General features: G+C 53.0%; 13 protein-coding genes. 7 read left to right on the top strand and 6 right to left on the bottom strand.

The window, feature by feature from the left end; all coding sequences use genetic code 11:
• Positions 1-102: 102 nt before the first annotated feature.
• Both HG66A1_RS07495 and HG66A1_RS07490 read right to left on the bottom strand, forming a co-directional pair.
• On the bottom strand, positions 103-2,481 hold the full coding sequence (locus tag HG66A1_RS07495) for an ABC transporter substrate-binding protein (RefSeq protein ID WP_145181611.1): 2,379 nt from the start codon (positions 2,479-2,481) through the stop codon (positions 103-105).
• Positions 2,482-2,913: 432 nt separating this feature from the next.
• A complete protein-coding gene (locus tag HG66A1_RS07490; RefSeq protein ID WP_145181609.1) occupies positions 2,914-8,109 on the bottom strand; it encodes a PVC-type heme-binding CxxCH protein in 5,196 nt (1,731 codons plus the stop codon).
• 304 nt (positions 8,110-8,413) lie between these two features.
• Between HG66A1_RS07490 and HG66A1_RS07485 the strand changes: the two genes are divergently transcribed.
• On the top strand, positions 8,414-9,034 hold the full coding sequence (locus tag HG66A1_RS07485; protein ID WP_145181607.1) for a GntR family transcriptional regulator: 621 nt from the start codon (positions 8,414-8,416) through the stop codon (positions 9,032-9,034).
• A 93-nt stretch (positions 9,035-9,127) separates the two neighbouring features.
• Here the strand turns inward: HG66A1_RS07485 and HG66A1_RS07480 are convergent, their stop codons facing one another.
• The 3 genes from HG66A1_RS07480 to HG66A1_RS07470 all read right to left on the bottom strand — a co-directional run bounded on the left by HG66A1_RS07480 (position 9,128) and on the right by HG66A1_RS07470 (position 15,197).
• Complete coding sequence (locus tag HG66A1_RS07480; protein ID WP_145181605.1) at positions 9,128-10,309, bottom strand: fasciclin domain-containing protein; 1,182 nt, start codon at positions 10,307-10,309, stop codon at positions 9,128-9,130.
• A gap of 268 nt (positions 10,310-10,577) precedes the next feature.
• On the bottom strand, positions 10,578-13,595 hold the full coding sequence (locus HG66A1_RS07475) for a PVC-type heme-binding CxxCH protein (RefSeq protein WP_145181603.1): 3,018 nt from the start codon (positions 13,593-13,595) through the stop codon (positions 10,578-10,580).
• 171 nt (positions 13,596-13,766) lie between these two features.
• Positions 13,767-15,197, bottom strand: a complete 1,431-nt coding sequence (locus HG66A1_RS07470; protein WP_197997024.1) for a sulfatase — start codon at positions 15,195-15,197, stop codon at positions 13,767-13,769.
• Positions 15,198-15,745: 548 nt separating this feature from the next.
• Between HG66A1_RS07470 and HG66A1_RS07465 the strand changes: the two genes are divergently transcribed.
• From HG66A1_RS07465 to HG66A1_RS07440, 6 genes are all read left to right on the top strand, one after another.
• A complete protein-coding gene (locus HG66A1_RS07465) occupies positions 15,746-17,728 on the top strand; it encodes a DUF1549 and DUF1553 domain-containing protein (RefSeq protein WP_145181599.1) in 1,983 nt (660 codons plus the stop codon).
• A gap of 81 nt (positions 17,729-17,809) precedes the next feature.
• Positions 17,810-19,120 (top strand): DUF1501 domain-containing protein, encoded by a 1,311-nt coding sequence (locus HG66A1_RS07460; RefSeq protein WP_145181597.1) that lies wholly within the window; start codon positions 17,810-17,812, stop codon positions 19,118-19,120.
• A 277-nt stretch (positions 19,121-19,397) separates the two neighbouring features.
• Positions 19,398-22,085, top strand: coding sequence for a PQQ-binding-like beta-propeller repeat protein (locus tag HG66A1_RS07455; protein WP_145181595.1), 2,688 nt, complete (start codon positions 19,398-19,400; stop codon positions 22,083-22,085).
• 192 nt (positions 22,086-22,277) lie between these two features.
• Positions 22,278-22,832 (top strand): hypothetical protein, encoded by a 555-nt coding sequence (locus tag HG66A1_RS07450; RefSeq protein WP_228030537.1) that lies wholly within the window; start codon positions 22,278-22,280, stop codon positions 22,830-22,832.
• 121 nt (positions 22,833-22,953) lie between these two features.
• A complete protein-coding gene (locus HG66A1_RS07445) occupies positions 22,954-24,810 on the top strand; it encodes a beta-propeller fold lactonase family protein (RefSeq protein ID WP_145181593.1) in 1,857 nt (618 codons plus the stop codon).
• A gap of 43 nt (positions 24,811-24,853) precedes the next feature.
• Entirely contained in the window at positions 24,854-25,510 is a 657-nt protein-coding gene (locus HG66A1_RS07440; RefSeq protein ID WP_145181591.1) for a TlpA family protein disulfide reductase, read from the top strand.
• A gap of 10 nt (positions 25,511-25,520) precedes the next feature.
• On the opposite strand, the gene HG66A1_RS07435 is transcribed toward HG66A1_RS07440, so the two are convergent.
• Positions 25,521-26,633 carry an Ldh family oxidoreductase gene (locus HG66A1_RS07435; RefSeq protein WP_145181589.1) on the bottom strand — a complete coding sequence of 371 codons (1,113 nt, stop codon included), beginning with the start codon at positions 26,631-26,633 and terminating at the stop codon, positions 25,521-25,523.
• Positions 26,634-26,678 lie beyond the last annotated feature (45 nt).

Genomic DNA, 26,678 nt, shown 5'->3' with positions numbered 1-26,678 from the left:
AGTGGGCCCGTAGAGGTTATAACGCTCTGAGAGGAAGCAGAACTACTGAAAAACAGAGATTTCTCGCAGTCTTGTCATTCGCCCGAACCAGCGGCGGGAAGCCTATTCCAGTTCCAGCTCCTGATAGCGAGCGTCTTTTCCGAGGACTGTCCCCCAGACCCGATCTGAAGCCTGATGACGCGAGGGACCGAAATTGATTATCGGCCCAATCCCCAGATCCAGATTCTTGATCTGCTCCAGAGCGTCAATCAGATTCTCCGTCGTGACCGCCTTCCCTGACGCCTGTAGTTTTTTCAGACCTTCAACCAGACATTCAGCGGCCAGATACCCCTCTAGAGATACGAATCCTGGTTTAGAAAGCGGGTAATATTTTTTTAGAGAATCGCGATAGCGTAAGACCCCGGTTGCGCTCGAAAGATAATAGGGTACAACCTGAGTGACGATTACGCCCTCTGCGTATTTAGCCCCCATTTCCTTGAACTGTTGGGCCAGCAGTTCACTTCCGACGAATGAGACAGCTGCAGTCTGAATCTTCAGCTTGCGATCTTTGATCTGCTGAACCATCAGTGCGGCTGGCTTGAATGTCGCTACCATAATCAGGGCCTCAACCCGGTTCTGATTCTGGACGATCTGCTCGACCGCATCGGTGATTTGAGTAGTATTCCGGTCATAGCCTACGCGAAAAATATTTTCCGGCTGGATCTTATACTTCTCCAGTGCCTTGGCTACGCCGGCGAAGCCATCATCGCCGAATGAATCATTCTGTGCAAAGACTGCGATCTTATCTGGAGCAATGCGCTGTTTCTCAACAAAGTAATGCACCATGGCCGCTGTTTCGTCAGCATAACTGGCCCGCAGATTAAATACATAACGATCAGGTGGATCGCGGCGGAGGGCCTGAGCGCCGGTAAATGGAGCGAAGAACAGATGCTGATGCTCATTCGCATACGGGACCGAAGCTTTCGCTGTAGGAGTCCCCACATTTCCGACTACCGCGAAAATCTGATCTTCTTCAAACAAGTGCTGCATGTTTGCGAGGGCCTGATCGGGTTCATACCCGTCGTCTTTGACCACGAGTTCAATCTGACGCCCCCCAATGCCTCCTTCTTCATTAACTCGCTTGAAACAGGCCTGCATCCCCATGACCATGTTATTGCCCAGTTCCTTGTTGGCTCCGGTCATAGCCGTCGAGGTTCCCAGTAGGATTTTTTCTGCTGTAACTCCCTGTCCGGAAGGTCCAGCATTCGCCTGGGGTGCTACCGATTTTCCCGCTTCCTGATTTTGATTTCCATTCCAGAAATACCAGGGAACCAGTGTCAAAAGTAAAAAGGTCACCAGGAACACGACACCATTGAATACGTTTTTCCGCCAGCCACCAGACTCCTGGGGTTTTGCATGTGCCCGGTCCAGTTCTTCCTGGCTGAGCACTGTGGTATCGCCGTACTTCTCGGAATTGGCCGTTATCGCTTTCAGATCGACCAGCATCTCCTGGGCGGACTGATAGCGATCTTCCGGTTTCTTCGCCATGGATTTCTGCACGATGGCGGCACATTTGTCCGGGATCTGTGCGTTGACATTCCGAGGATCCAGCAGATCGGCATGACAGTGAGCATACATAATCTGTACGATGCTGCCCGCGTCTTCATAGGGATGATCGCCCGTCAGTAGAGTGTAGTATGTTGCGCCCAGGGAATAGATATCACTGCGTAAATCAACGGGTTTAGACTCACACTGTTCAGGGCTCATGAAGTAAGGCGTCCCGATGAGTTGCCCGTCTTGAGTCAGCTGAAGTGACTGCTGAACGACCCGTTTCGCCAGACCAAAGTCAGCGACCTTGATCGTGCCATGTCGGGACTGCAAGAGGTTCCCGGGTTTGATGTCCCGGTGTACCAGCCCTGAAGTGTGAGCGACCATCAATCCTTCACAGGCATCAGCAATAATGCGTGTTGCCTGAAGGGGTGAATAGGGGCCGATAGTCTCCAGATGATCGTCGGTGCTGCCACCGGTCATCAGTTCCATGACGATATAATGGACATCCCCTTCCTGGCCGATATCGTGAATCGAGACAATATGAGGATGCGTCAAACGGCCGGCAGCCCGGGCTTCCGCCAGAAACCTTTCCAGCATATTTTTATCGGAGGCTAATTCAGCCGGCAGAAGCTTGATGGCGACTTCGCGGCCGATGGTATCATCGTAAGCACGATAGACGACCCCCATACCGCCCTGCCCCAGGAGACCGGTAATTTCATATTTTCCCAGTTTCCTGCCAATCCAGGCAGCAGCTTTCTCTGCGGAGGGGCCTCCCATCTGCTGAGCAGATTTGCTGGCAGCACTGTCGACACCGATGACGGTCTTGTCGATTTCCTTGAAATCAATGGGGGGAAACTGATCGACAGTTTCTTCTTCATCTACATTGACCGGAGGAAATTCGTCCACAGTTTCTTCACCATCCAGGGGATCTTTAAAACCTTCGTCCGACACGGTTCTAATTTCCTGAGACCATAAGCCTCAATCATTTGGTTACGGCTAAAAGTAACCCCACGGGGTGCCCGCCACCCGACATATTCTTTTGATCAGATCAGGATCATCGAATATCAAGGAGGTATTGATAGATATACAGAATCATCGTTCATAAAAAAAAATTACGCAATCGATTTTTTTTATTCTCAGATGATTATTCACGAAAACTCAGTGGCCCGAAGGAATGTGCAGTCTCAGCACCTCTTTTCTACCCCCAATAACGGCAGAATGTTGGAGATGCTATCTGTTTTTCACTGAGTTTTTGTGAATTAAATCGTATTTCCGGGCTCTGTCAGCGTGTAAATATGGCGAGGGTAGATTCGGTATAACCACTGCGATCGCAACATACTTCGAACTTCAGCGAGCCATTCAGTAATCGGGATCAGCAACCGATTACCTGCTGGAGACACGCAGACGGACCGTTTTCAGGTCGAGTAAGGCACTGTTGATTTTGCCCTGACTCTGAACCGTCAGTCGAGGCTTTCCGGCGGGGAGAGTAATGGTGCCAATTCTGCGGTTCTGGTAGACATCCCAGGTCCCCGTGGAGGGCACAGTCCAGAACAGTTGTTCTTCCCCTGTTTCCAAAAGGAGACGATTACCGGCCGTCCCGGGGGGGCAGGCAAATTCAAGGTAGACATCATACCGGCCTGCCTGAGGGACATCCAGCGTCCAGATTGCCCGGTCATTCTCACTCTGCCAGTATCCGAGATTCTTATACTTGCTCTCAAATGTAAGAGAGGAGCCATAGATTTCTGCCAGCTGAGGGATCAAAAAGTAGTCGCCGCGCAATGCTTCCGCGACAACGACAGCCGGTTCGTTACCCGGAAATGTTTTTCTGGGTAATTTTGTTGAATTCAAATATGCGATCACATCCGCGAGATTCTGAGGCGTCATATCCTTTTCCAGCCCCTCGGGCATCAGTGACTTTCCGGTACTGATCAGCTCTTCCAGATCGGTACGGAGCAGCGTCTTCGTCTTGCCATCACTTTGCACAAGCGTAATGCTCTCGCCACTCTCGGACGCCAGCAAACCATTAAATGTCAGTCCGTCTTCGGTTACAGCCAGATAACTGATGTATTTATTCTCCACGGCACGATTCGGATCCAGAATCGCCGTCAGCAGGGCCTGAGGCGATTTGTCTGTCAGGGCTGTCAGATCAGGACCGATTGGTTTACCCTCATTGTTGAGCTGGTGACAGACAGCACAGCGTTTCACAAACACCTGATGCCCCGCTTCAGTTTTTCCAGTCAGTGCGACTACCTCAGCGTGCTCTTTGACGACCCTGGCACGATTAGAATCAAGTGAAGCAGCCAGCAGCTTCTCAGCCTGTTGTCGTATTTTCTGATCCTTGTTATTCAGCAACAGTTGTCGACTCGAAGCATCGATGTCCGCTGCAGAGATTGTTTTGTCTTTCAATCCTTCCAGAACAGACTGCACTCCTGCCTTGTGACTTAGCAGGGAGCTCAACACTTCAGAGCGTAAACCCGGGCCATAGTTTTTCCAACGTGCCAGCATAAGTTCTGTTGTCTGCGAATTGCCTCGTTGTGAGAGCGCTGCCACAGCGGCACTCTGTATGATCCGCGGATTTCGAGGAGATAACATCTCAGACAACAGCACCAGATCTTCATCCCGCTGCGCAAAACCATGTCCAAGTAGTGGCAGGACCTGCCTGCGTAAGCTGACTGTTGCTGTTTCATCAGCGGCGATCGTCCGTGCCTCTTGAAACAGTGGCTTGAGTTCTTCCAGTATTTTCTGCAGTCGGGGGCTGGCTTTCCCTGCATATTGGGGCAGGCTCTGATTTTTACGAGCGAGGGACTGCAACAACGTTGCCACCACCTCGAACTGCCAGGCCTGCCAAGGTTGTTTTTTCTCTGACTGTGCGACTCGCTCGTAGATATTTGCGAGCACATCCTGCTGATCTGCAGAGATCGCCATAAGTACCAGGGAATTCAGAATCTGTAACGGTGGCTGCTTCCCCTGCAATTCTTCAAACAGAAAGGCGGTAAAGGAATCCAGATGTGGTCCTACGGAACTCAAGATCGCTGTCCGCAGAAAAATATCCTGATCATGTGCCATAGCCAGACGGGCCAGGGCCGATCCCGCCTTGGGAGAATTCCATTCTCCGAGTGTGTAAGCCAACTGCATCTGAACCTGCGGATCAGTATCCCCGACCAATGCCAGCAGTCGATCACCCAGTTCAGGTGACTCATTCAGAAATGGCTCGCTGAGTCGAATCGCATGGCGGCGGACTCCAGGATGTTTGTCAGCCAAAGTCACCAGGAGAACATCGTCGGTGATCGCGTCCAGTCCATCGAGCGTACAAAGTGCATGCAGACGAGCAGCCGGCGATTTGCCCTGCTTAACCATCTGCTTCAGATCTGGGACAACAGACTTGTCGCCGCGTGTCACGATTAACTGCTGCACCATATCACGCAGTGTCCCATTCGGGCTTTCCAGTTGCTGAACCAGATCTGAGGGGGAAAGCTGATCGAGACGGGGTACCGTTCGTACGGATGCCTTATCTGGAACGATCCGGTAAATCCGCCCCTGTTCCTTTCCGGCGCGCAGGTCCAGCTTTTCCTGCATCTCTTTGGGAATCCATTGCGGATGTTCAATGACATGCCGATACATGTCGGCGACCCAGAGTGCACCGTCTGGTCCTGTGCGGGCCATTACAGGGCGAAACCAGTTGTCGGTCGATGCCAGAAATTCGGAATCCTGTTCGCTCTGTGCCCGCTGGCTGGTAAAGGTCGTCCCTTTCGGTTTCACTATTTCGCGATGCACCAGGTTATGTACCGGCTCACAGATAAAGGAGTTCCCCGTGAACTCTCCCCCCAGTAGATCATCGCGATAAAAACAGAGACCGCAGGCAGAGGTGATCCGGTTGACCTTATTGAAATCATTAAAACGAACCTGTGTGCGACTGACTGGAAAAATCGTTGCCGCCCCGGGACGAACCGAAACCTGCACTTTCGCATCAGGGGCAATCAGGTTTTTATTACGACGGAGATAATGATCTGCCAATGCATAATGAAATGCGGGGTTACTGTTATTGCTGCCAAACCAGTTCCCCCAGTCATCCCGTTCACGGCCAAACTGGGTCTGCCCCGACTGCGGATCCATCTGACCGGTATCAGGTTTGATTCGTAAATCCCGACGACCAAATTTCAGTTTTTCTCCTGTCTTGACCGACAACAGATCCCCACCGGAATCACCATTGGCCAGATACACCCAGTTATCCAGGCCCCAACGCAGACCATTTACCCGGTGCTGCTGGTTCCCCTCTGCAAACCCGGTCACCAGGGATTCGCGGTGATCAGCTTTGCCATCGCCGTCAGTATCTTCCGCATAGAAAACTTCTGGAGCAGTTGTGATGATCGCTCCTTTTCGCCAGGCCATCACTCCTGTGGGATAACCCACGCCTTCCAGAAAGACAGTCGATCGGTCGTACTTACCGTCTCCGTCTGTATCTTCCAGAAAACGAATTCGTCCATCGAATGTACCCGTTTCATTCAGCCCCAGCGGATAGTCAGCCATTTCTGCCACCCAGAGTTTTCCATCCGGCCCCCAGTCAAATGCGACCGGGTCTTTCACCAGTGGTTCCGACGCCACCAGTTCCACATGAAATCCGGGTTTGACCTGAATAGTCTTCAGAGCCGCGTCCGGGTCTTTAGGTTGAGGTCCCTGCTCATCCAGTAATTCCGCAAACGACTTGCCCGCCACCAGATGTTTCATTTTCGCGGTATCTTCGTTCTGCACCCAAAGATGCTTCGAATGGAACCAGGCTCCGTTATTGGTTCCCTTGCGCGAAATCATCGGTACTGGTCCCCCATCGTCAGCCCGATCCTCATCAAAGACTTTCTTCCAGCCTGACTTAAGCGAAGCGAACAGGTAGAGTGATGCGTGATTCTCGTTCGAAAACAGCATGTCTTCAAAGCCGTCTTCATTGATATCGACAAAGCGCAGTCCTGCATCGCGGCCCTGTTCGTCGGCGATCGACGCAGAATCAGGAAGAGACCAGGGTAATTTCTTCCAACAGGTATCTTTCTGAGACCATGTGTAGATCGCATTCTGTTTGGGATTGGAAACGAGCAGTTCACACTGACCATCATGATTCAGATCCCGCAGCCGGAGCCCCTGATCCTGGCCTGCTTTTAGTGTGAACAATGCGTCCTGCCCCTCAGGTAGACCAGCCAGTAACTCGGAAGCAGGCTGCCACGTTTTGCCATCAAACTTCCAGGCAGCGGAGACTTCAGGTGTCAGGGTCAGCAGGATTACCTGTTCGTTTAGAACTCCGAACCGTCCCCGAATCGCCTGATTTCCCTTGGCATCAGGAGCAGCCACGAGTCGAGTGGGAAATCCAGTTTCACTCCAGGTCTGCTGCACGGGATTCCAGATACGGGTTTTCTGAACTTGCGCATTGCCGATAACCACATCCATGAATCCATCTGCATTCAGATCCAGCAGGCGCACACCATTATCAGCTCCCTGCTGATTACGCAGCGGCTGCCCCGCCAGCAGATGCCGATTCATTCGCTCCAATACTTCCTGGAAAGAAAGAAACCGCACTGCCGATCCATGCTTCTGAACGGCATGATCAATCAGTTTGATGATCTGCTCATTACTGATCCAGCCGTGCGGATGGAATACAAGATTAAACGTCCCTTCTTTGACAACGGTCGCATCAAGCACGGCAGTCCAGTCGCGAACCGTCAGCGGATTGAAGGGCTTTTGACGATACTGGGCTGACCAGTCGCTGGGAGTCACACAGGAAAACTCCCAGCAGAGCCTCGAGATGGGATAAGGATAGGGGTAATTGAAAATCGTATTCACGAACCCTCGATCTGTGGGGACGTATTTTTCGATTCTCCCCTGCCCGTTTGGATCGGTAACGAGTTCCTTTGGCAGGTCCGGATCCTGATTCGAAAATACCTGAAAGACCGAAGTATCGATCTGCAGAAAGTTCCCCTCGGGGGTAGTCTGATTGAAGATTTCGGTAAAGAAGCGGGGGCTGACCGTGTTGAGTGAATCACAGCACGGCATACGGTACGCCACTGGTTGACTGTTGGGAATCTGGTTCAAGAGATCGATGCACCGTTCAACGGTCCCTTTGGCCTTCTCAAAATCTCGATCTTTCAACAACGGACAGGGATGATCATAAGTATGCACATCGATACTCACCCCTTCCTGAATCCACTTCTGCAGGTGGGGATCTTTCGGATCGACGCGGCAGGTCATGATGCTGACGCCGGCCCGACCATTGATCTCTTTCAGTCGCTCCAGGATCGGTCGCAGGTAGGTTTCGTACTTCTGGACATCGCGCATGTCGTCGATCGCCAGCACGCAAACCGCCTTGACTTCTTTGTCACCATACCACTGAGGGGTCGTCAGTTTGGGAAAATTGAGTGACACATAGTAAGGATCGTCCTGATCCAGATAGACCAGTCGATTGCCGGTTTGTGTCGCCTGTTTTTCAGCCGACCGAGCGATGCGACAGTCTATCAGCAGACCAGGCAAAACCAGGAGCAGTGACCATACCAGGGAACCACGAATGCGAGAAGCAGCCTGAAGACGAGCAGCAGAGGGCATCTTGAAATCTCCATTTTCCAGCGGGGGTCGAGCGTAGAGCGGCGCAGCCTGATTCGTCTTTTACAGTCAGACCGCTCTTCAATTCCAGTCTGTTGGCTCTGCACTGTCGAGTCAAGCCCGAGCAACTCATTTTGTATACAATTCAACAAAGATGCAAAACATCGCAATCAGCCCTACACCCTGAAATGCTTGAGATACTCACGTTATTCTGCAGGTAAACCTTCTAGCTTCGCACACTCTTTTTGTATACAATACATCCCATTGAGCACATACATCGCCCACCAGACCTAAATGGAAATGAGCCATGAGCCAGGTAGAACTGACATCGAACCCGTCAGCCAGCATTGCTGATCAACTGCGAATGGAAATCATTACCGGACGCATCGAAGAGGGCGCCGCCTTACGCGAAGTGAGTCTGGCAGAGCGTTTCGAGGTGAGTCGGGCTCCGATTCGCGAGGCCCTGAAGCAGTTGGCTCATGAAGGCATGGTGGAGTCCAAACCCAATTGTGGCATGCGGGTGGCACCTTCCTCCTCCAAATCCATGCAGGAGCTTGTCATTCCACTCAGACAGACCGTGGAATCCTTCGCCCTCCGATCGATCTTTGATGATCTGAATGACGATGATTTTGCGGAGTGGGAAGTCCTGCTCACTGAGATGAAAGCCGCTTGTGAAAACCAGAACTTCCTGCAACTGACTGAACTGGATATCAAATTCCATCAGTCGATTGTCGCCCGCTCCCCGGAACAGGGTCTGATGACCATCTGGCTGACGCTCGTCTCCCGCTTGCGGAGACACTTTCTGGAAGGCTTTCAGAAGCCGAATGACCCCATGAAGGTCTATTACGAACACCTGGCGATTGTCTCCATGTTTCGTTCCGGCAAACTGGAACCCTCCATCCAGGCGCTGATTTCAAATATCGACTGAGTTCTCAAAGTGGCGATTAATAAAAAACGCTCCCGCGGTCCGGAACGTTTCACAGACCACGGGAGCACCTCACTGAAGTTGACCAGGAACCACTTACAGTGCAGACATCCGTGCGTAGGCATGGTCTAATGCATTCCGCAGCGTCCAAGCTTGCTGCGATGCACAATGCATGCTCTTGGATGAGGTCAATGCTTGATACATCTGCTGACTGACATCAGAAGGCATTCCATCCACATCCTGTAACATGGATTGCATCGTCTTTCGATACAATTTCGCTGATTGCTGATAGTGACCGCAGTTATACAGGTGAGCCCCCTGGGCAACTGTCTCACGAATCTGGTGACAGGCTTCTCGAGCCGTTACTTTCTTGCCTTCCGGCGGCAAAATTACTGCATCAATCACATGAATTACGCCGTTCGAAGCATCGATATCAGTTTTGAGGATTTTAGCTTGATTTACTTTGGCGACACCACCACTAACACTGATCTTCACCTTCTGCCCCTGCAGCGTTTTAGCTTCGCCTGCAGACACGGCATCTTCTGAATAGACGCGGCCGGCGACAACGTGGTACTTCAAAATGTCGGCCAGTTTCTTCTTATTTTCTGGCTTCAACAATGATTCAATCGTGCCTTCTGGTAGTTGAGCGAATGCTTCGTCTGTGGGAGCAAACACTGTGAAAGGCCCTTTCTCTGACAACACCCCTGCCAAACCAGCTTTGGTCGCAGCTGTTAACAGGGTATTGAACTTACCAGCAGCAGATGCGGTCTCCACGAGATTCTTGTCTGCGGGCAAGATTACCTGGTCGATCACATGAATGATCCCGTTGGAGCATTTGATATCAGCCTTGATGACAGTTGCCCCGTCGACCATAACTGAACCATCTTTAGTCATGATGTCGACTCGCTGACCATTTAAAGTTTCAGCTCCGGTTAACTTCACAACCTTGGCTGCAGGCACTTCACCCGAGACAACATGGTAGGTCAGAATGTCAACAAGCTTGGATTTATTTTCCGGCTTGAGGAGAGTTTCTACCGTTCCCGGTGGCAGCTTGCTGAAAGCTTCATCAGTCGGAGCGAAGACGGTAAATGGCCCCTTACCTTCGAGCGCTTTAACGAGATCTGCCTCAGTGAGGGCTGTCGCCAGTGTTTTGAATGAACCGGCTTCGACAGCGGTTTCAACGATGTTTTTCTGCTCTGCGGCGTGCGTGAAATTGGCCGAAATCATGACAGTGAAGGCGGTGGCCAGCGCCGCGTACTGCTTAACGAAGAGATTCATCAGAACGACTCCTTAATTGTCTGGAGATTGTCAACTCTGTTACCTGAGCATCCGGAGAGAATGAGTGGCCACTGCAATTCCCGAACTACCGGTACCTTAGATTGAGCAAACTCTTTGACAAGCGGCGACGCAGGCAAATTTTGGGAAATTACCTGACAGAGGCGCAAACTGATCCCTCAGCTTAATCCAGAAACTGTTCCTCAACAGTAAGTTGATAAACAAGACCATCAAGTCGGGTAAGGCGTTATTGACCAGCCGACATTTTGACTTACCTGATCGAGTTCAGGTACGCCAGCAGGTCTGCCATCTGCTGTTGATTGATCTGCTTCTCCAGGCCTTCAGGCATAAACGAGAGCTTCGAGCTAATCAATTCATCAATGTCGATCCGCAGAACGGTATCGCTGGTGCCATCTGCCCTGGCGATCGTAATGCTGTTCGCATTCTCTGCCTTGATCAGACCGGTAATCGTCCGCCCCTGAGTGGTAACCAGCAGGTAAGTCACATATTGTGGCTTTACTTCCCGGTTAGGATCCAGAATATTCAGCAGGACGGCTTCGGTCCCGCGGTCCTTGATCGCCTTGAGGTCTGCTCCCAGCTGCACGCCGACATTCTCCAGACGATGACAGGCAGCACAGTTTTTCTTGAAGACCAGCTTACCGTTGGCAGGATCACCTTTAAGTTTCAGTGAAGACTGATACTGCTTGATCACATCCGAGCGACCCGTCAGTCGCTGATTCTGAAAGAGGTCGGTCGCCCGTTTTTTGATCGCTTTGTCCTGACTGCTTTTCAGGAGTTGAACGCGTTCGGGACTGATATCACCGGAGTTGATATCACCTGCTTTGACCGCATCCAGTAAGGCGACCTGCCACGGCTGGCGGGAGAACAGTGTTTCGACTGCACTCATGCGTAATTGCGGGCTCAGACCAGGCCAGGCTTCTACCAGCAGTTCCGGCACCCGCTCATCATTCACCAGCCCTAACGTGGTGATTGCTTTCTGGCGAATCGGGAGCGGCTGCTGGACTGACAGCAGCTCCTCGAAAACCGGTAACGTTTCATCAGGGCTTCCAATACTCAAGGTGGGAATGGCCTCAACGCGGGTTTTTACAGGCAGTTTCGAGTTGGTCGCCTGCTCAATGGTAGACTTCATCATCCCCGATAACAGTTGAGCCGTATATTCGCTTTTCGACTTTGCCAGCACCTGTTTCGTTGATGTGGATGCCCGGGAAAGCAGGTTACGAAATGACTGTTGTGCCAGCTTCTGCTGGGACTGGGGCAAGCTTTCCAGAGCCCCCATCAAGAGCTTGACGTTCTCCACGTCAGACTGTGCACCGATCTGGGTAGCCAGCGTGCCCAGGAACGCCTGTGTCTGTTTATTCTCGAGCAGATCGCTGTTCCGGGCCAGTAAAACAAAGACTTCCCCGGCCCCCTGATTCAACGAACTCTGGACCGCCATCCGCATCCATTTATTATCGACGTTCTTTGACAGCAGCATTGCCAGAGCCTGGTTGCGGGCACTGTTCTCAAAAGCCCCCAGAGAAAACGCAGCCTGATACTGCACCTCAATGGAGTCATGTCCTGCCAGCGCGATCATGGCCTGCTGAACCTGAGCATCTTTAGCGAATCGTTCCGCAATACGCGATGACTGAATACAGACTTGCGGATCCTGATCCTTGAGTCCTTTGAGCAACGTATCCGCATCAAGAGAATTCAATCCTTCCAGAGACCAGAGTGCAGTCGCGCGGGTTACCGGCTTCCGGGAAGCTGCTGCCAGTTGTTTCAGATCAGGAACAACCGACGTATCCTGACGCTCGTAGATCAGCCGCTGTGCAGTATCGCGCGTCCAGCCGTTATCGCTGTCGAGTAGGGCCACGAGTTCCTTTGATGACAGCTTCGTCAAATCAGATAGAGCGGGGCGCTCGAAGTTCTTCGGCACGATCCGATAGATGCGTCCCTTGTCCTGCCCGCCGATGGGATCGATGTGTTTAAGAATCTCTTCCGGAATGAAGGGCGCCCCTTCAATCAATTCACGATACATGTCCAACACATATAAGGCACCATCGGGGCCATTTTCAAACTGCACTGGTCGAAACCAGACATCGGTTGAGGCCAGGAATTCAGCATCCTGGTCGGCACGCGGAGCCACCAGCGACAGACCATCGGGTTTAGGCGCAGCTCGATAGACGAGATTATTAGCAGGTTCACCGACAAACAGATTTCCCTGGTACTCCAAGGGCCAGGCATCGCCCCGATAGGCGGTAATCCCGGTCGCCGCAGTGAAAAAGCCCGAGGGCTTTCCGCCTTCAGAATCCCCGCGCTCGCTGGCTGCCCGGAGTCGGGTCCGCAAAATACGCCAGGGCTCGATCTGGCTGATGCGCATCAGCTTGGTAAACTTTCCGCCGGGAGCAATATTCACCGGAGCCGGTGGCGGCGCCAGATAGGGATTGCGGGCGATATAACGGTCATCGTACATCAGCACCTGCATCGGCACACTGTTGGCACAAACAAAGGCCCGGTTCCAGATTCCCAGGCTCATCCCATGCTGTCCGCCGCCTGTTGTGAGTTCAATCTTACGCGTTGCAGGATCGAGGATCACGCCCCGCCCCTTAGTATTAAACTGTTTTTCTGGCCCTTCCGCAGCCACGGTAACCATTCCGCCATCGATGCCCGTTGAGAAGTAAATACGGTTATCCATTCCCCAGCGGAAGGAGTTAATCATCCCCTCATCCCCTTTGTCCCGCCCAAAGCCTTCCATGACGACTTCCCGCACGTCGGCCTTCCCGTCGCCATTCGTATCTTTGCAGTAATAGACATAAGGTGGTGCCCCGACAAATACGCCCCCCTGAGAACAGAAGACTGCGGTCGGCAAAGTGACATCAGTCAGAAACGGAGAACTTTTATCGAAGACGCCATCACCGTCAGTATCTTCCAGCAGTTTGACAGAGCTGTAACCTTCCTTGTGAGCGTCGTTGTATTCGGACATTTCCACCACGTATGCCCGTCCCCGGGCATCGAAACACATGGCAACCGGATCACGCAGCAATGGCTCAGCGGCCACCAGTTCGATTTTGAAATCAGGATGAATCTTAAATGACTTCAACGCATCCTTTGGAGCCCGCGGAGGAATCCGTTTCATCTCTGCCGCGTAGTCGACCTTCTTGGGGGAAGCACTTTTATCTGCCGAATTTGCAGTTAGAGTCAGACTGCTGATAAACCCAACAAGCACACACAGGAACAAAATCAGCGAGAAGTTCCGAGAAAGATGGGTAGAGACGCGGAGGGAGGGCATAATCAGATCCTGTTTAAATCACTGAGGCGGGACAATATATTAACTTATTTAATTTATTCGCTGTCGCTCATTATAGAGCGACCTGCAGGGAAGATTGAAGGAAGGATTTGCGGAACTCCGCGAAAAACTGGAAATCAGAGCGCAGTTCCGCTTGTGGGGGAGAATTCTCTGCTACTGCATCAGTCGTTTCAGCTCTGCCTGCAGTTGCTTGACCACTTTTTCGTTTTCCGGTTGATCGATCACATTTTTGAACTCGTAGGGATCGTTCTGCACATCATACAGTTCGTCCATCCCTTCCAGCTCATTGAACTGAATCAACTTCCAGTGAGGGGTGCGTACTGCCTTGTACCCCATGCGGTCCAGTCGGGGAAAGACCGTATCGCTGTTGTACTCGATCAGAATGGATTTGCGCCAGTCAGTTGGGTGCTCTCCCTTGAGCAGGGGTACCAGACTGCGTCCGTCATATTTCTGATCTGATTTTACGTGTGCCAGATCTACCATCGTGGGAGCCAGGTCAACACTCACAGCAAACTCATCCACCAGCGTTCCGGCTTTGACCAGGGGAGGAAACCGGACCAGCAGTGGCACGCGTATCCCTTCTTCGTAAGGCAGCCGACGTTCCACACTCAAGCCATGTTCTCCATACCAGTAACCGTGATCGCTGGTGAAGACAAACACGGTCTGATCGAGGCGCTCCTGTTTCTCTAATAGATTCAGTAACATGCCCACCCCCTCATCAATGCCGGCCAGCATCCGCAGACGATCCCGAATGACATCATCACTGGTCCCCGTCTTCTGACTGAGAGGGGGCAGTCCGGAAATCTTTCTCTGTAACGCCGTCTTTCCTTCCAGGTCGTCCAGCACATTTAAACGGCGGGGAATCGCAGCATCGCTGTAGAGGTTTTCGTGTCGCTTCGCCGGCATGAACTTCGCGGCGGAGGGATCGGTAATACTTCCATCGTCCCGCTGTGTCAGCTCGGGATGGAGTGCTTTCTGGGCGATGTACAGGCAGAATGGCTTGTCCTGATTCTGCTCAAGAAATTCATTCGCTTTTTGATTCAACACATCTGTTGTGTGTCCCTCAAACTGTTTCCGCTCTCCATTGATATTCAAAACCGGGTCGAATGATGTCCCCTGCCCTTTCATGCTCACCCAGTAATCAAAGCCGGGGCGGGCCGTGTCGTCATTCCCCATGTGCCACTTACCCACATAGGCTGTCTGGTAACCCGCTTTTTGCAGTGTCTGGGGAAACGTTTTAAGCGTATGGCTGTGTTCGCTCCGATTGATGTTATCCAGAATGCCATGATTGTGAGTATAACGCCCCGTCAACAGGCAGGCTCGGACCGGCGAACAGAGGGGGGTCGAACAGAACGCGTTGCGAAAGCGGGCCCCTTCCCGGGCGATTCGGTCAATGTGAGGTGTTCTGACAAACGGATGCCCCATGCACCCCAGTTCGTCCCACCGCAGATCGTCCACCAGCACGACAATAATATTCGGGTGTTGAGGGACATCGGCCGCGCAGAGCGGACGGTGGGAAACTGATAGAAAAAGGCACAGACAGACCAGGGTCTGTAACACCACGCTCCGGGGAAAACATCTCACGAATACTGCTCCTGGCTGATGATCTGAGGGTTTCGGGTCTGAGCACGCTGACCAGTCTGGATGAGATTCCACTGTACCAGACTGCGCGGTTGAATCAAGCAATCGCGGGGACTACCTGGAAAGGCAAGACTTACTCTTACCGTTCCCTGGCCCTCAAATGGCTGACGCGCGGTAGTGCTTACATGCTGAAATTTTTCAAAATATCGAATGAGATTCACTGACCTCAGGCGGTTAAATATCTATGCCGGAGCGTTAGCTCTCTGCGACCCCGTCCGCAACCTGTCACTGGTCTCGTTGAAACCCTACAAGCGGTACAGATCAAACTGACGGAATTCAGCTCGAATAGTACCGGGAAGTACAGTTACCTTTTGTACCGTTCCCGAATATGAATTCTTCGGGAGTTGAGCCAAAAAAAGCCGGTTAGCATTAGTCTTGGCTAATGCGAGTTGTATAAAATATGAGGTATCAAACCAGATGAATCACATCGCCATATCTCTGGTTTTCTGTCATCTCTGAAACAAATCAAGGAACGACTCTGGGAGTTTTGTATGTCAGGAGAACAAGTCCGTAACCGCGCAGGTTTTGCGTGGTATGGTAAGCTGAGTGCAAGTTGTCTTGTGGTATTGGCAGTACTGGTGGTTACCAGCCTGCCCGATTCGGAAGCTGCCCCACGTAGAAAACCCGTCAGAAAGAAACCGGCAGAGAAAAAAGAAGAACCGCTACCGCCGCGTTTCATGGTCAAGTCGAAACCCGTCGATCCCGTGAAACAGGCTTCCGCCCTGCGTTCAGCTGAGGAAATCGATCGTCTGGTAGAAGCCAACTATAAGAAATATAACGTCAAACCCAATCCGATGACTGACGACGCTCAGTTTCTGCGTCGCATCTACCTGGACATTACGGGCACCATTCCCACCTACCGGGAAACCAAGTACTTCCTCGCATCGCGACATCCTGACAAACGTCAGCGGCTGATTGACCGTCTGCTGGACAGCGATGGCTACGCCAGCCACTATTACAATTACTGGGCTGACGTCCTGCGATATACCGACCGTCTGAACAATAACGTTGACGGTGCTCCCTACCGGCAGTGGATCAAACAGTCTCTGGCCGAAAATAAGCCTTGGGACAAAATGGTTTCCGAAATGATCACCGCCGAAGGTTTGATCTGGGAAAACCCCGCCACCGGCTACATGCAGCGTGATTCCGGTATGCCCCTGGACAACATGAATAACACCGTTCGGATTTTCCTGGGAACCCGCATCGGCTGTGCTCAGTGCCACGATCACCCCTTCGATCGCTGGAAGCAGAAAGAATTCTATGAAATGGCCGCCTTCACCTTTGGAACGTCTACGCGTGCCAGCGGGGGTGATAAACGCTACTACATGGAAGGCGACCCGAATCGTCGTCTCCGTCAAGAATATCAGGACCTTGATCAGGATGAAAAGGATCGCCGCCGCAATCAGGGACGATTCAACCGTATGATCCGGGTCAATATGATGGTCGTGAACGACCAGGCCAATCGCAAGATTCGTCTGCCACACGACTACGCCTACAGCGATGCCAAACCAAAATCGGTTGTTGAGCCGAAAACGATCTTCGGTGAAGCTGTTGTTGTGAAACCGGGAGAAACACCCCGCGAGGCCTTCGCCCGCTGGATGGTTTCCAAGAACAATCCACGTTTCGCTAAGACCATTGCCAACCGGCTCTGGAAACAGGCCTTTGGACGCGGACAGATCGAACCCGTCGATGACATGATGGACGATACCGTCGCAGAGAACCCCGAACTGATGAAGCATCTCGAAGCTGAGATGAAACGACTCAACTTCGACATGAAAGAGTACCTGCGAATTCTGTACAATACGAAAACCTATCAGCGGCAGGCTTCCACGGAAGACGTACCGCTCAGCGAGTACTACCATTTCCCCGGCCCGGTACTGCGTCGGATGACTGCAGAGCAGGCCTGGGATTCCTTCCTGACCCTGGCTGTCGTCAAACCGGAAGAATACCGCGAACTGCCTGCGGAAATGGAAACGGAAATCATTTCTGTCGATCTGAACAAGGCTTCTGCCCGGGAAGTCCTCGACGCAGATGAACAGAAACGGGAAGAGATTGACCGCACCCGCTACAAACGGGAAAAGAAGTACAAGTACAAAGGTCAGTTGCTGGCACGGGCCTCGGAGCTGCCGTCCCCCGTCTCTCCCAGCCACTTCCTGCGTACGTTCGGTCAGTCGGATCGCGAACTGATTTCAGCTTCCTCCGATGGCGGTTCGGTACCACAAGTCCTGTTCATGTTCAACGGTCCCGTGACCCACATGATGCTCGAAAAAGGCTCTACGATTTACAACAACGTGATTGAGTCGAAATCGCTCAAGGAAGGGATCGAAGTGGTCTTCATGACGATTCTGAATCGTTACCCCGACAGCGATGAACTCAAACTCGCGATGGAGGAAATCGAAACCAACGGCGCCGCCGGTTACGGAAACGTGATCTGGGCACTCGTGAATACTCGCGAGTTCCTGTTCATTCAATAAAAACTTCAGCCGCGCCAGCACAGCCTGGTGCGGCTTTGACTCAATACAAAATCAAATTTTAATTAAATCAAAGGCATACTTATGCGAGACTTACTCTCAAAACTGGATGGACAGGGACGTCGGCAGTTTCTTGAATACGCGGCCAAATCCGCACTGGGAGTCAGCGTGCTTCCGATGTTTAATAACATCGTAAACGCAGCTCCCGCCAAGAAAAAAGGTGACAAGACTCAGGGTAAAGGTGGCAAAGCCAAACGCCTGATCTATCTCTACATGGCTGGCGCCATGACTCACCTGGATACTTTCGACCTGAAACCGGGTCACAAGAACCAGGGAGAAACCAAGGGAATCAAAACCAACGTAGCCGGTGCCCAGATTTCCGAACACCTGCCGACCCTGGCAGAAAATTTCGACAAGATGGCCGTCATCAATTCCATGTACACAGAAACCGGTGCCCATGGCCCCGGAGAATACCTGATGCGGACCAGCTACAAGGAAATCGCTTCGACCCGGCACCCCAGCATGGGTCCCTGGATTCAGAAATTCAATGGCCGACAAAACAAGAACCTGCCGGATACCGTACTCATCAGTTCGCCCGCTCGGCACCCCAGCGCCGGTTTCTTCGATCCTTCTTTCAGCCCGCTGCCGATTGGCGATCCCAACCGGGGGCTGGAAAATACCGACGCTCCTTCTTATCTCTCGGATAACTCCTTCGAAAAACGCATGAACCTGATCAACAAATTCGATCAGAAGTTTCAGAAGAAGTTCAAAAACGAGAGCGTAGTCGCCTACACCGACTTCTATTCTCAGGCAACGAACCTGCTGTCCAGCGATGAGCTGAAAGCATTCGACCTGAATGAAGAAAAAGCCGAAGACCGGGACCGCTATGGTCGCAACTCCTTTGGACAGGGTTGTATGCTGGCCCGTCGTCTCGTGGAAAACAATGTCCGCTGTGTTGAAGTCACCTTCGGTGGCTGGGACATGCACCGCGACATTTATGATGATAACATCCTGCCCAACAAGACAGGTATCCTTGATAAAGCACTCGGGAACCTGCTTCAGGATCTCTCCGACCGCGGCCTGCTCGACGAGACCCTCGTCGTGCTCACCACCGAATTCGGTCGAACCCCGGTAATCAACCAGAATGCCGGCCGTGACCATCACCCCGGTGTCTTCTCAGCAGCCCTGATGGGTGGCGGCATCAAGGGTGGTCAGTTCTACGGTAAGTCGGATAAAGGTGGACAAAGTGTCGAAACGGACGGCGTACTTCCGGCTGACTTCAATGCCACCATCGCCACTGCCCTGGGACTTCCCATCGACAAGGAAATTTTCTCCCCCAACGGTCGCCCCTTCAAGGTGGCCCACGATGGCGATCCGGTACTGAAACTGCTCTAAATCAGGGCCTTCCAACTGAAACCAGCAAACGGCTTCCTCTCGGGAAGCCGTTTTTTTTGCCTTGTAAAGAACATTCAGAAATCTGCTGAATTTGAAGAAAAATTGTAGACTCCCTGATTTTTCCTGCCTATGATCGAATACAGATCGTCTGGCAAAACGCGTTACCAAATCCTACCTGAATGACCAGCCAGACCCGTGTTATCAGTTAACTTGCCGACAGTTTGCCCCGTGAGTCCCCCCCGTGATCCTCATTGTTGCAGCCTGAGAAAGACTGAAAATGATAAGAGCCGCCGCCAGCTGTTGTCTACTTCCGCTTCGTATCTGCCTGGTGCTGATCGTCTGCACGACAACCGCGCTTCAGGCCGAAGACTGGCTGCAGCTGAAAGGGACTCCCACCCACTCTGGCAATGTCGCTGATCGTAAAATTGAAACGCCTCTCTCTATCACAGCCGCAATCCCTCTGACCGATGCCCTGTTTACCTCGCCGGTCGTCAGCCACAACAAAGTCTTCGTGATCGATGGCTCGGGGGTTGTCTTCGCCATTGATACGAAGACCAACAACGTCATCTGGAAATTCGCGACCCGCGGCGGCGCAGGCAACTGTAACAATGTCGCATCTCCCGCCATCATTGATGAATATCTCCACGTCGGTACCACCGCTGGTTACTATTATGTATTGAATGTGAATGACGGTACCGTCGTCAAAGAAATTGACTGCCAGGAACCGATTTTCTCCGCCCCCGCTGTGAAAGGTGATCGCGTTTACTTTGCCACGCTTGGTGCGCAGGTCTATGCCGTCAAACCGGCAGGTGACGTCATCTGGACCTGGGACTTCGTCAAAGAAGTTGTCGACTTTGACGGCAACCGCTGGAGCGGCGCTGACTGGCTTAAACATCGTAAAGACCGCGTCACCTGGCGCGATCACTTTGTCTGCTCGCGTGACATCTGTCTCGCTGGTAACAGCATCGTCGTTCCCGCCGGTGGTCGCACCGTTTTCCTTGAAGACACAGGGACCGCCCCCCGTCTGCAGGTGGTTGGCGAAATCCCCAAGTACGCTGGATCGGAGTACCCCGCGACCTTTGGGCAAAGTGCCGATGAAGCTGGCAACGTCTTCGTGCAATGGCATCGCCGTGATAACGCGGGCCGAGTTGAAGTCATGCGACTGAAAGACGGAAAAATCGAAGCCGACTACGTCAAAGGAACTCAGACCTCGATTCGGGATCCCGGTCTGCTGAGCTTTGCCTCCGTCAGTATTCGGGGAAATGATGTCTACCGTGTCCGCCCCGAAGCGGGACTCGGCTTGTGTCGCCACAAACTCGATGACGAATCCACAGAAGTTCTCTGCAAAGCCCCCTCGGTCGCCTCTCCGGTCCTGACTGAGAAATATGCGATCTACGGCGGCCTGGACGGAAAACTTTATGTTGTCCCTCTTGCCGGTGGAGACGCTGTCACCTTCAGCACCGCATTCGACGCTCCGATCACCGCTTCGGTAGCGGTCGCCGATCAGAAAATCTACGTCCCCTGTGAAGATGGATATCTCTACGTCCTGCAGGCCGATGGTAAAACGCCAACCGAACAGACTCCCCTGCCCGATCAGAACCTGCTGGTCTGGAAAATCCGCAGCCCCCTCACTGGCCCGCTGGCAGATCCCCAGTTTAACTGGTACACCAATTACGGCGACTTCGGGGGCACCAACGCCAACGAACAGGGTTTGAAGCCCCCATTGAGAATGCGCTGGGCCCGACGTCTGGAAGGAACCGTCAAACATCTGCCCGTATGTGGCGGCGGTCGTCTTTATACCCACACCGCCGAAGGCCAGATCATTGCTTACGAACAGGACACCGGGCGTCTGCTCTGGAGACGTTATTGGCCCGACGTTTATCTCTCCTTTACGTCCCCGCTCTATATCAATGAGAAACTGCTGATTCCGCAGGCCGGTATCAAAAAATCCCGCATGCGTTGTCTTGATGCCGCTACCGGAGAAATGCTCTGGGAAGCCCCCTTTACCGGATCTCCCAGCTGGAGCCGCCAGTTCCCGCCCGTGGTACACGGTAACATTGCCATCTATGCTTCCGGCTCTGGAGAGTACGCTCCTCAGGGAACCGAGAAAGCCTTCACCTTCGGCGGCAAACCGGTTGAAACTACCGACGGTCGCGAAGTGATGAGCTGGATCTATTCCAACGACAACCCCTACTATCCCAAAGATCATCGTCCCCGCATCTGGGCCTGGGATCTGGATACCGGTAAAGTCGTCTGGGAAAAAGATTTCTCCGACTACGGACGTGGCGGCAACGACTGTGGCATCGCCATTCTGGATGGCAAACTTTATTACTCGACCTTCTTTGGTTATGCCAGCAGTCAACGCAGACGCCGTGGCTTGCCCGTTGAAAATAACGGCATCACCGCCTGCCTGGATCCCAAAACAGGCGAAGTGATCTGGCTGACTAATAAGTATTATGTCACTTCGAAATGCACACTGAGTGCCCGCGACGGCCGGGTTTATATCGGCGGCTATAATCGCGCCAATGAAAGTACCCAGGACCGTTTCGTCTGGTGCCTGGATGCCAAGGATGGCTCCCTGGTCTGGCAGTCTGATGCCGTCACCTCTGCACTCAACGTGGTGACCGTTGGCAAGGATTACATTTTCTCCAATGCCCTCCGCGGCAAAGGAAATGTCTTCGACCATAAAACGGGCAAAGTCGTCAGCAGCATCGGCCACAACTATGCCTGCTGCCGTTTTACCCTCTCCGAACCTTATGTACTCGGAGCCAATATGGACATGATCGACCTGTCTGACGAAGGCAAGCTGGTCTCCACGGGCCCCGCCATCGATTCGCGGGAATGCCTGGGAGCCGTTGTTTCCAACGGACGGATCTTTTACACGTCGCAGGCCAGTGGATTTATCGTCTCCCAGACCTACGGCGAAGCATCCCACAAACTGCCCGCGATCTGGGAACGCCCCTGAAATGACAGTCCCGGATGGGGATCGAAGTGAAGAATTGATGAAGGAGTGTTTTTGAGACAAGCAGAAAAAAGGGCCGTTCATTTGCACTCCGATTGACCAAAATTTAAAATTACCGCATACGTCAGTCGTGACGTATCGCCTGCATTGGCAGGGACACATTTTTTTCAAGCATTGGAAAACGAGGAGAAATACATGAAGAGACTGCTTTCACTTACAGTCGCATTGATGCTCGTTGCAGCTGGTTCTGTCAGCACTGCAGCAGAAGTTAAATCCGGAATCGAAGTTGGCAGCCGTGTCGGCGCCTACACAGTTAACGACTGCACCGGCCCCAATGCTGGAAAGTCTCTGTGCTATCGCTGCCAGTACGGCGGACGTCCTGTTGTCAACATCTTCGCTCGTGAAATGGACGGCAACGTTCAGGAACTGATCGCAAAAATCGACGAAAAAGTCGGCCAGAATCGCGACAAGAAAATGGCTGCCTTCGTTGTGCATCTGACCGACGATGCCGACAAGTCCAGCTCTGAGCTGAAGAAAATTGCTGACAGCAAGAAGATCAAAAACACACCGCTGACCAACTTCGAAGGTCAGGCCGGTCCTTCTTCTTACAAGATTTCCAAAGACGCCGACATCACCGTACTGATGTGGGTTAACAGCAAAGTCAAAGTCAATCACGCTTTCAAGAAGGGTGATCTGTCCAAAGACAAAATCGACACTCTCGTCAACGAAACTTCCAAGATCCTGAAATAAGGCTTCGGAAGAACCGTTTATTGAATGAGCTGACCCCGCTTACCCTTCCGGGTGAGCGGGGTTTATAATTCCTGCCTTCTCCCGCCCGGAACGAATCCTCACATTTGTTAAAGGGGTCTCCATGTTTCTCTGTGCCAGGTCCGTTCGCTTTACCCTGCCTCTTATACTTACACTGTTGAGTTTCGCCCCCCGGCCAACACTCGCCGGCAGTTCCAGCAGCCTGCTCGGCATTTCGACCGACGGCAAACTGCTCGCCTGCTCGAACCGAGACAGCGGAACGGTATCGATCATCGACCTGGACAAAAACGAAAAAGTACATGAAATCAAAGTCGGTCGGCACCCCGAGGGCGTCACCTTTCTGGGTGACACCCACAAGTTAGCGACCGCCGTCTACGATGATGACGTCGTCGTCTTCCTTGACGCAGATACCGGCAAACAACTCGGACAGACTGAAGTCTTCGACGAACCCTACGGCATCGTCTCTACCTCAAAAGGAGACAAGGTCTATGTGACCCTGGATTATCCGGGCCGCATCGTAGAGATCAATACGAAAACCCAAAGCGTCAGCAACGAGTTTTCAGTAGGCCAGCATGTGAAAGGCCTGGCGATTTCCAACGATGACCAGAGCCTGTTTTCCACCGAATACTACACTGCACTGGTCCGTCAGACTGACGCAATAACCGGCAAGACCATCGATGAATGGGAAGGCGGCAGCACAGACAATCTCGCTCGTCAGATCACCCTGCACCCCCGACGGGCCAAGGCATATCTGCCACACATTCGCTCGCGAATTACTGTCGCCCACGGGGCCGGCTCGATCTTTCCCATCGTCTCTATCGTGGATACCAAACCCGCTGATGGCTCACGCCGTAAGAAGATTCCCATGGACTCCTTCCAGGGAGCCCGGGTGACTTCCAACCCCTGGGATACCGCGATTACCCCCGACGGCAAAACCTTCTTCGTCGTCTTCGCCGGCACCGACGACATGTTCGTGTGCAATGTCATCGACGATGACTACCGCGAACTGACATTCCGGGCCCGGCTGAATCTGGGACATAATCCCCGCGGAGTCCGCGTCGCGCCCGATGGAAAAACTTTTTACATTTACAACGCACTCGACTTTAACATCGTCGCCTATGACACAGACACCCTGCAGAGACGAGCCACGATCGCCGTTACCGAGAATCCGCACAGCGAAGAAGTGCTTCTCGGCAAGCGTCTGTTCTATACTGCACTGCAGCCCATGTCGAGCCGCCTCTGGATCTCCTGTGCCAGCTGTCATCCCGATGGACAACCCGACGGCAAAACCTGGCACAACCCTGAAGGCCTGCGGAACACTCAATCCCTGGCTGGCATGGCCTGGACTCATCCGATCCACTGGTCCGCCGACCGGGATGAAGTCCAGGATTTTGAGCACACCATCCGCGGCCCTCTGATGCAGGGACGGGGCCTGGTCACCGGTAGAATCAACGATTCACTCAAAGCTCCCAATAAAGGACTCTCGCAGGCATTGGATGCGATGGCCGCCTATTCCAACACACACGAATTCACCCTCAGCCCTCATGCCAAACAGGGACTCAGCCCGGCTGCCCAACGGGGACGAGAGCTCTTCTTTTCCAAGCAGACGAAGTGCGCCACCTGTCATTCCGGGCCCTTCTATTCTGATTCGAATCCCACCGACAAAATCATTCGGCACAACGTGGGCACCGCCGTCGATAACCCCGGCGAACTGATGGGCCCCGAATATGACACCCCTACTCTGCTGGGAATCTATCGCACTGCTCCCTATCTGTCCCACGGAAAAGCACAGACCCTCGAAGAAGTCCTGACCGTCTACAACCATGACGACCAGCACGGCGTTACCAGCCAGCTCTCCAAACAGGAACGGGCTGACCTCATCGAGTTTCTGAAAGCCCTCCCCTATGAAGACCCGGTCCCCCAGGCAGAAGCCGCCGGACTGGTGAAAGTTAACAAATAAACGCCCCACGACACTAAATTACACACCACGAAAGATCTGACGCATGTCATTCAAACCGCTTGTATTCGCGCTCTCACTTGCCCTTCTCTCCGCCTGCAGCCAGGAAACGCCGACCGCCGATTCCACACCAGAAGAAACCCCGGCTGCTGAAACCGCTGTTGCAAAAACGGAATCTCCGGCCCCTGCCATCCCTGGAGCCCAGACGTTCGAAGAGAACGGAGTAACCGCGGAAATCGCCAACTGGGATCAGGTGCAGGAATTCGTTCAGAAACAAAAAGGAAAAGTCGTGGTCGTTGACCTCTGGTCCACCTGGTGCGAGCCCTGCATCGCCGAGTTCCCTCACCTCGTCGAATTGCAGAAAAAATACCCGGAAAAGGTCGTCTGTGTTTCGTACAACATGAATTACGACGGAAGTAAGGACTCCCCCCCCGAATCCAATAAAGAAGAGCTGATGGAGTTCTACACCAAACACAATGCGGAGATTATCAACATCATCTCCAGCACTCCTGACATGGATCTGTATGAGAAAATTGATCTCGCCTCAATCCCCGCAGCTTACGTTTATGGCCCCGACGGGAAGCTGGCCAAACGCTTCGACAATGAAAAACAGGAATACGGGAAAGAGGGTTTCACTTACGACAAACATATCATTCCCTACATCGATGAAATGCTCAAACAGCCCGCAGAGTCTAAAGAGTAAACGGGCTCCCTCAACTCACCGATTCCGTCGTTGAGGATGTGATTTCCTCAGCGACAGAAGTCTCTACATCTAATGGCTGCAATCCACGTTGTTCTGCCAGTGCGTTGAACTGTGCAATCAATTTGAGCCCTACGGGAATCCCCGTTTGCAGGCGCTCTTCCCGCTTTAATGCCTCTGGCTCACCGGGATACAAAACCTTCTCACCGGCCGCCAGGGGTTTCAAAGCCCCCCAGCGCTGAATGATCTCGGCGATGCGATCCTGGAACCCGGACACATCTGTAAACCGGCTGATGTCAATCGCGCCCACCAGTCCACCCAGTAACCGTCGCTGGGAAAGATCGCCATACATCTTCGGGATATCCGGCCCAATCGGTGCACCACCCAGCAGCGCACAGAGCACGTCAATCAACAACCCCAGACCGGAACCCTTAAACCCGCCAAAGGGAAACAGAGCAGCGACTTGATTTGGATCGGTCGTCCCCTCCCCGTTGGCGTCCAGGGCCCAGCCGCCCGGAATCGAAACCCCTTCCGTCGCAGCATTGGCCACCGTATTCCAGGGCGTGATACTCGTGGCCATATCCAGGCACAGCGACTGCGCATTTTTGCCGGGTGCCGTAATGCAGACCGGGTTCGTCCCACAGAAGGGCTCCGCAGAACCATGAGGCGTGACCATCGGATCGACGTGCGTAAACACAAAGCCGATCATCCCCTCCCGGGCAATCCGCAAACCATAATAGGCCAGCGCACCGCAATGCGAAGAATTACAGATCGAAACCCAGCCGGCACCGGAGCCCCGCGCCAGCTCAACCGCATGGTCGGCAGCTTTTACCATCGCCAGCTGGCCCAGTCCATGATCGCCGTCAACCCGGCCCACAGCCTCGCCCAGTGGCTCCCACTGCATCGTCGGGCGAGCCTTGATGCTCTGTTGCCTGATCCGCTCCAGGTAGTGCGGCAGTCTGGCCACACCATGTGAATCGATGCCGCGCAGATTCGATTCCACCAGCGAGTCTGCCACCAGCTCCGCTTCTTCCGGATGCAGATCCGCCTCGGTCAGCAGTTGCAGACAGAACCGCTTCAACTGTGTCGCATCGACCAACGCACTCTCAACTTCAATCTGTGGCAAAACACACCTCGTCTATCACTTTGTGCCCCGCATCAATCGGGACAC

Origin of the sequence: Gimesia chilikensis, from assembly GCF_007744075.1 — a bacterium.
GTDB classification, from domain to species: domain Bacteria; phylum Planctomycetota; class Planctomycetia; order Planctomycetales; family Planctomycetaceae; genus Gimesia; species Gimesia chilikensis_A.
This window is presented reverse-complemented; position numbering and strand designations above follow the sequence as displayed.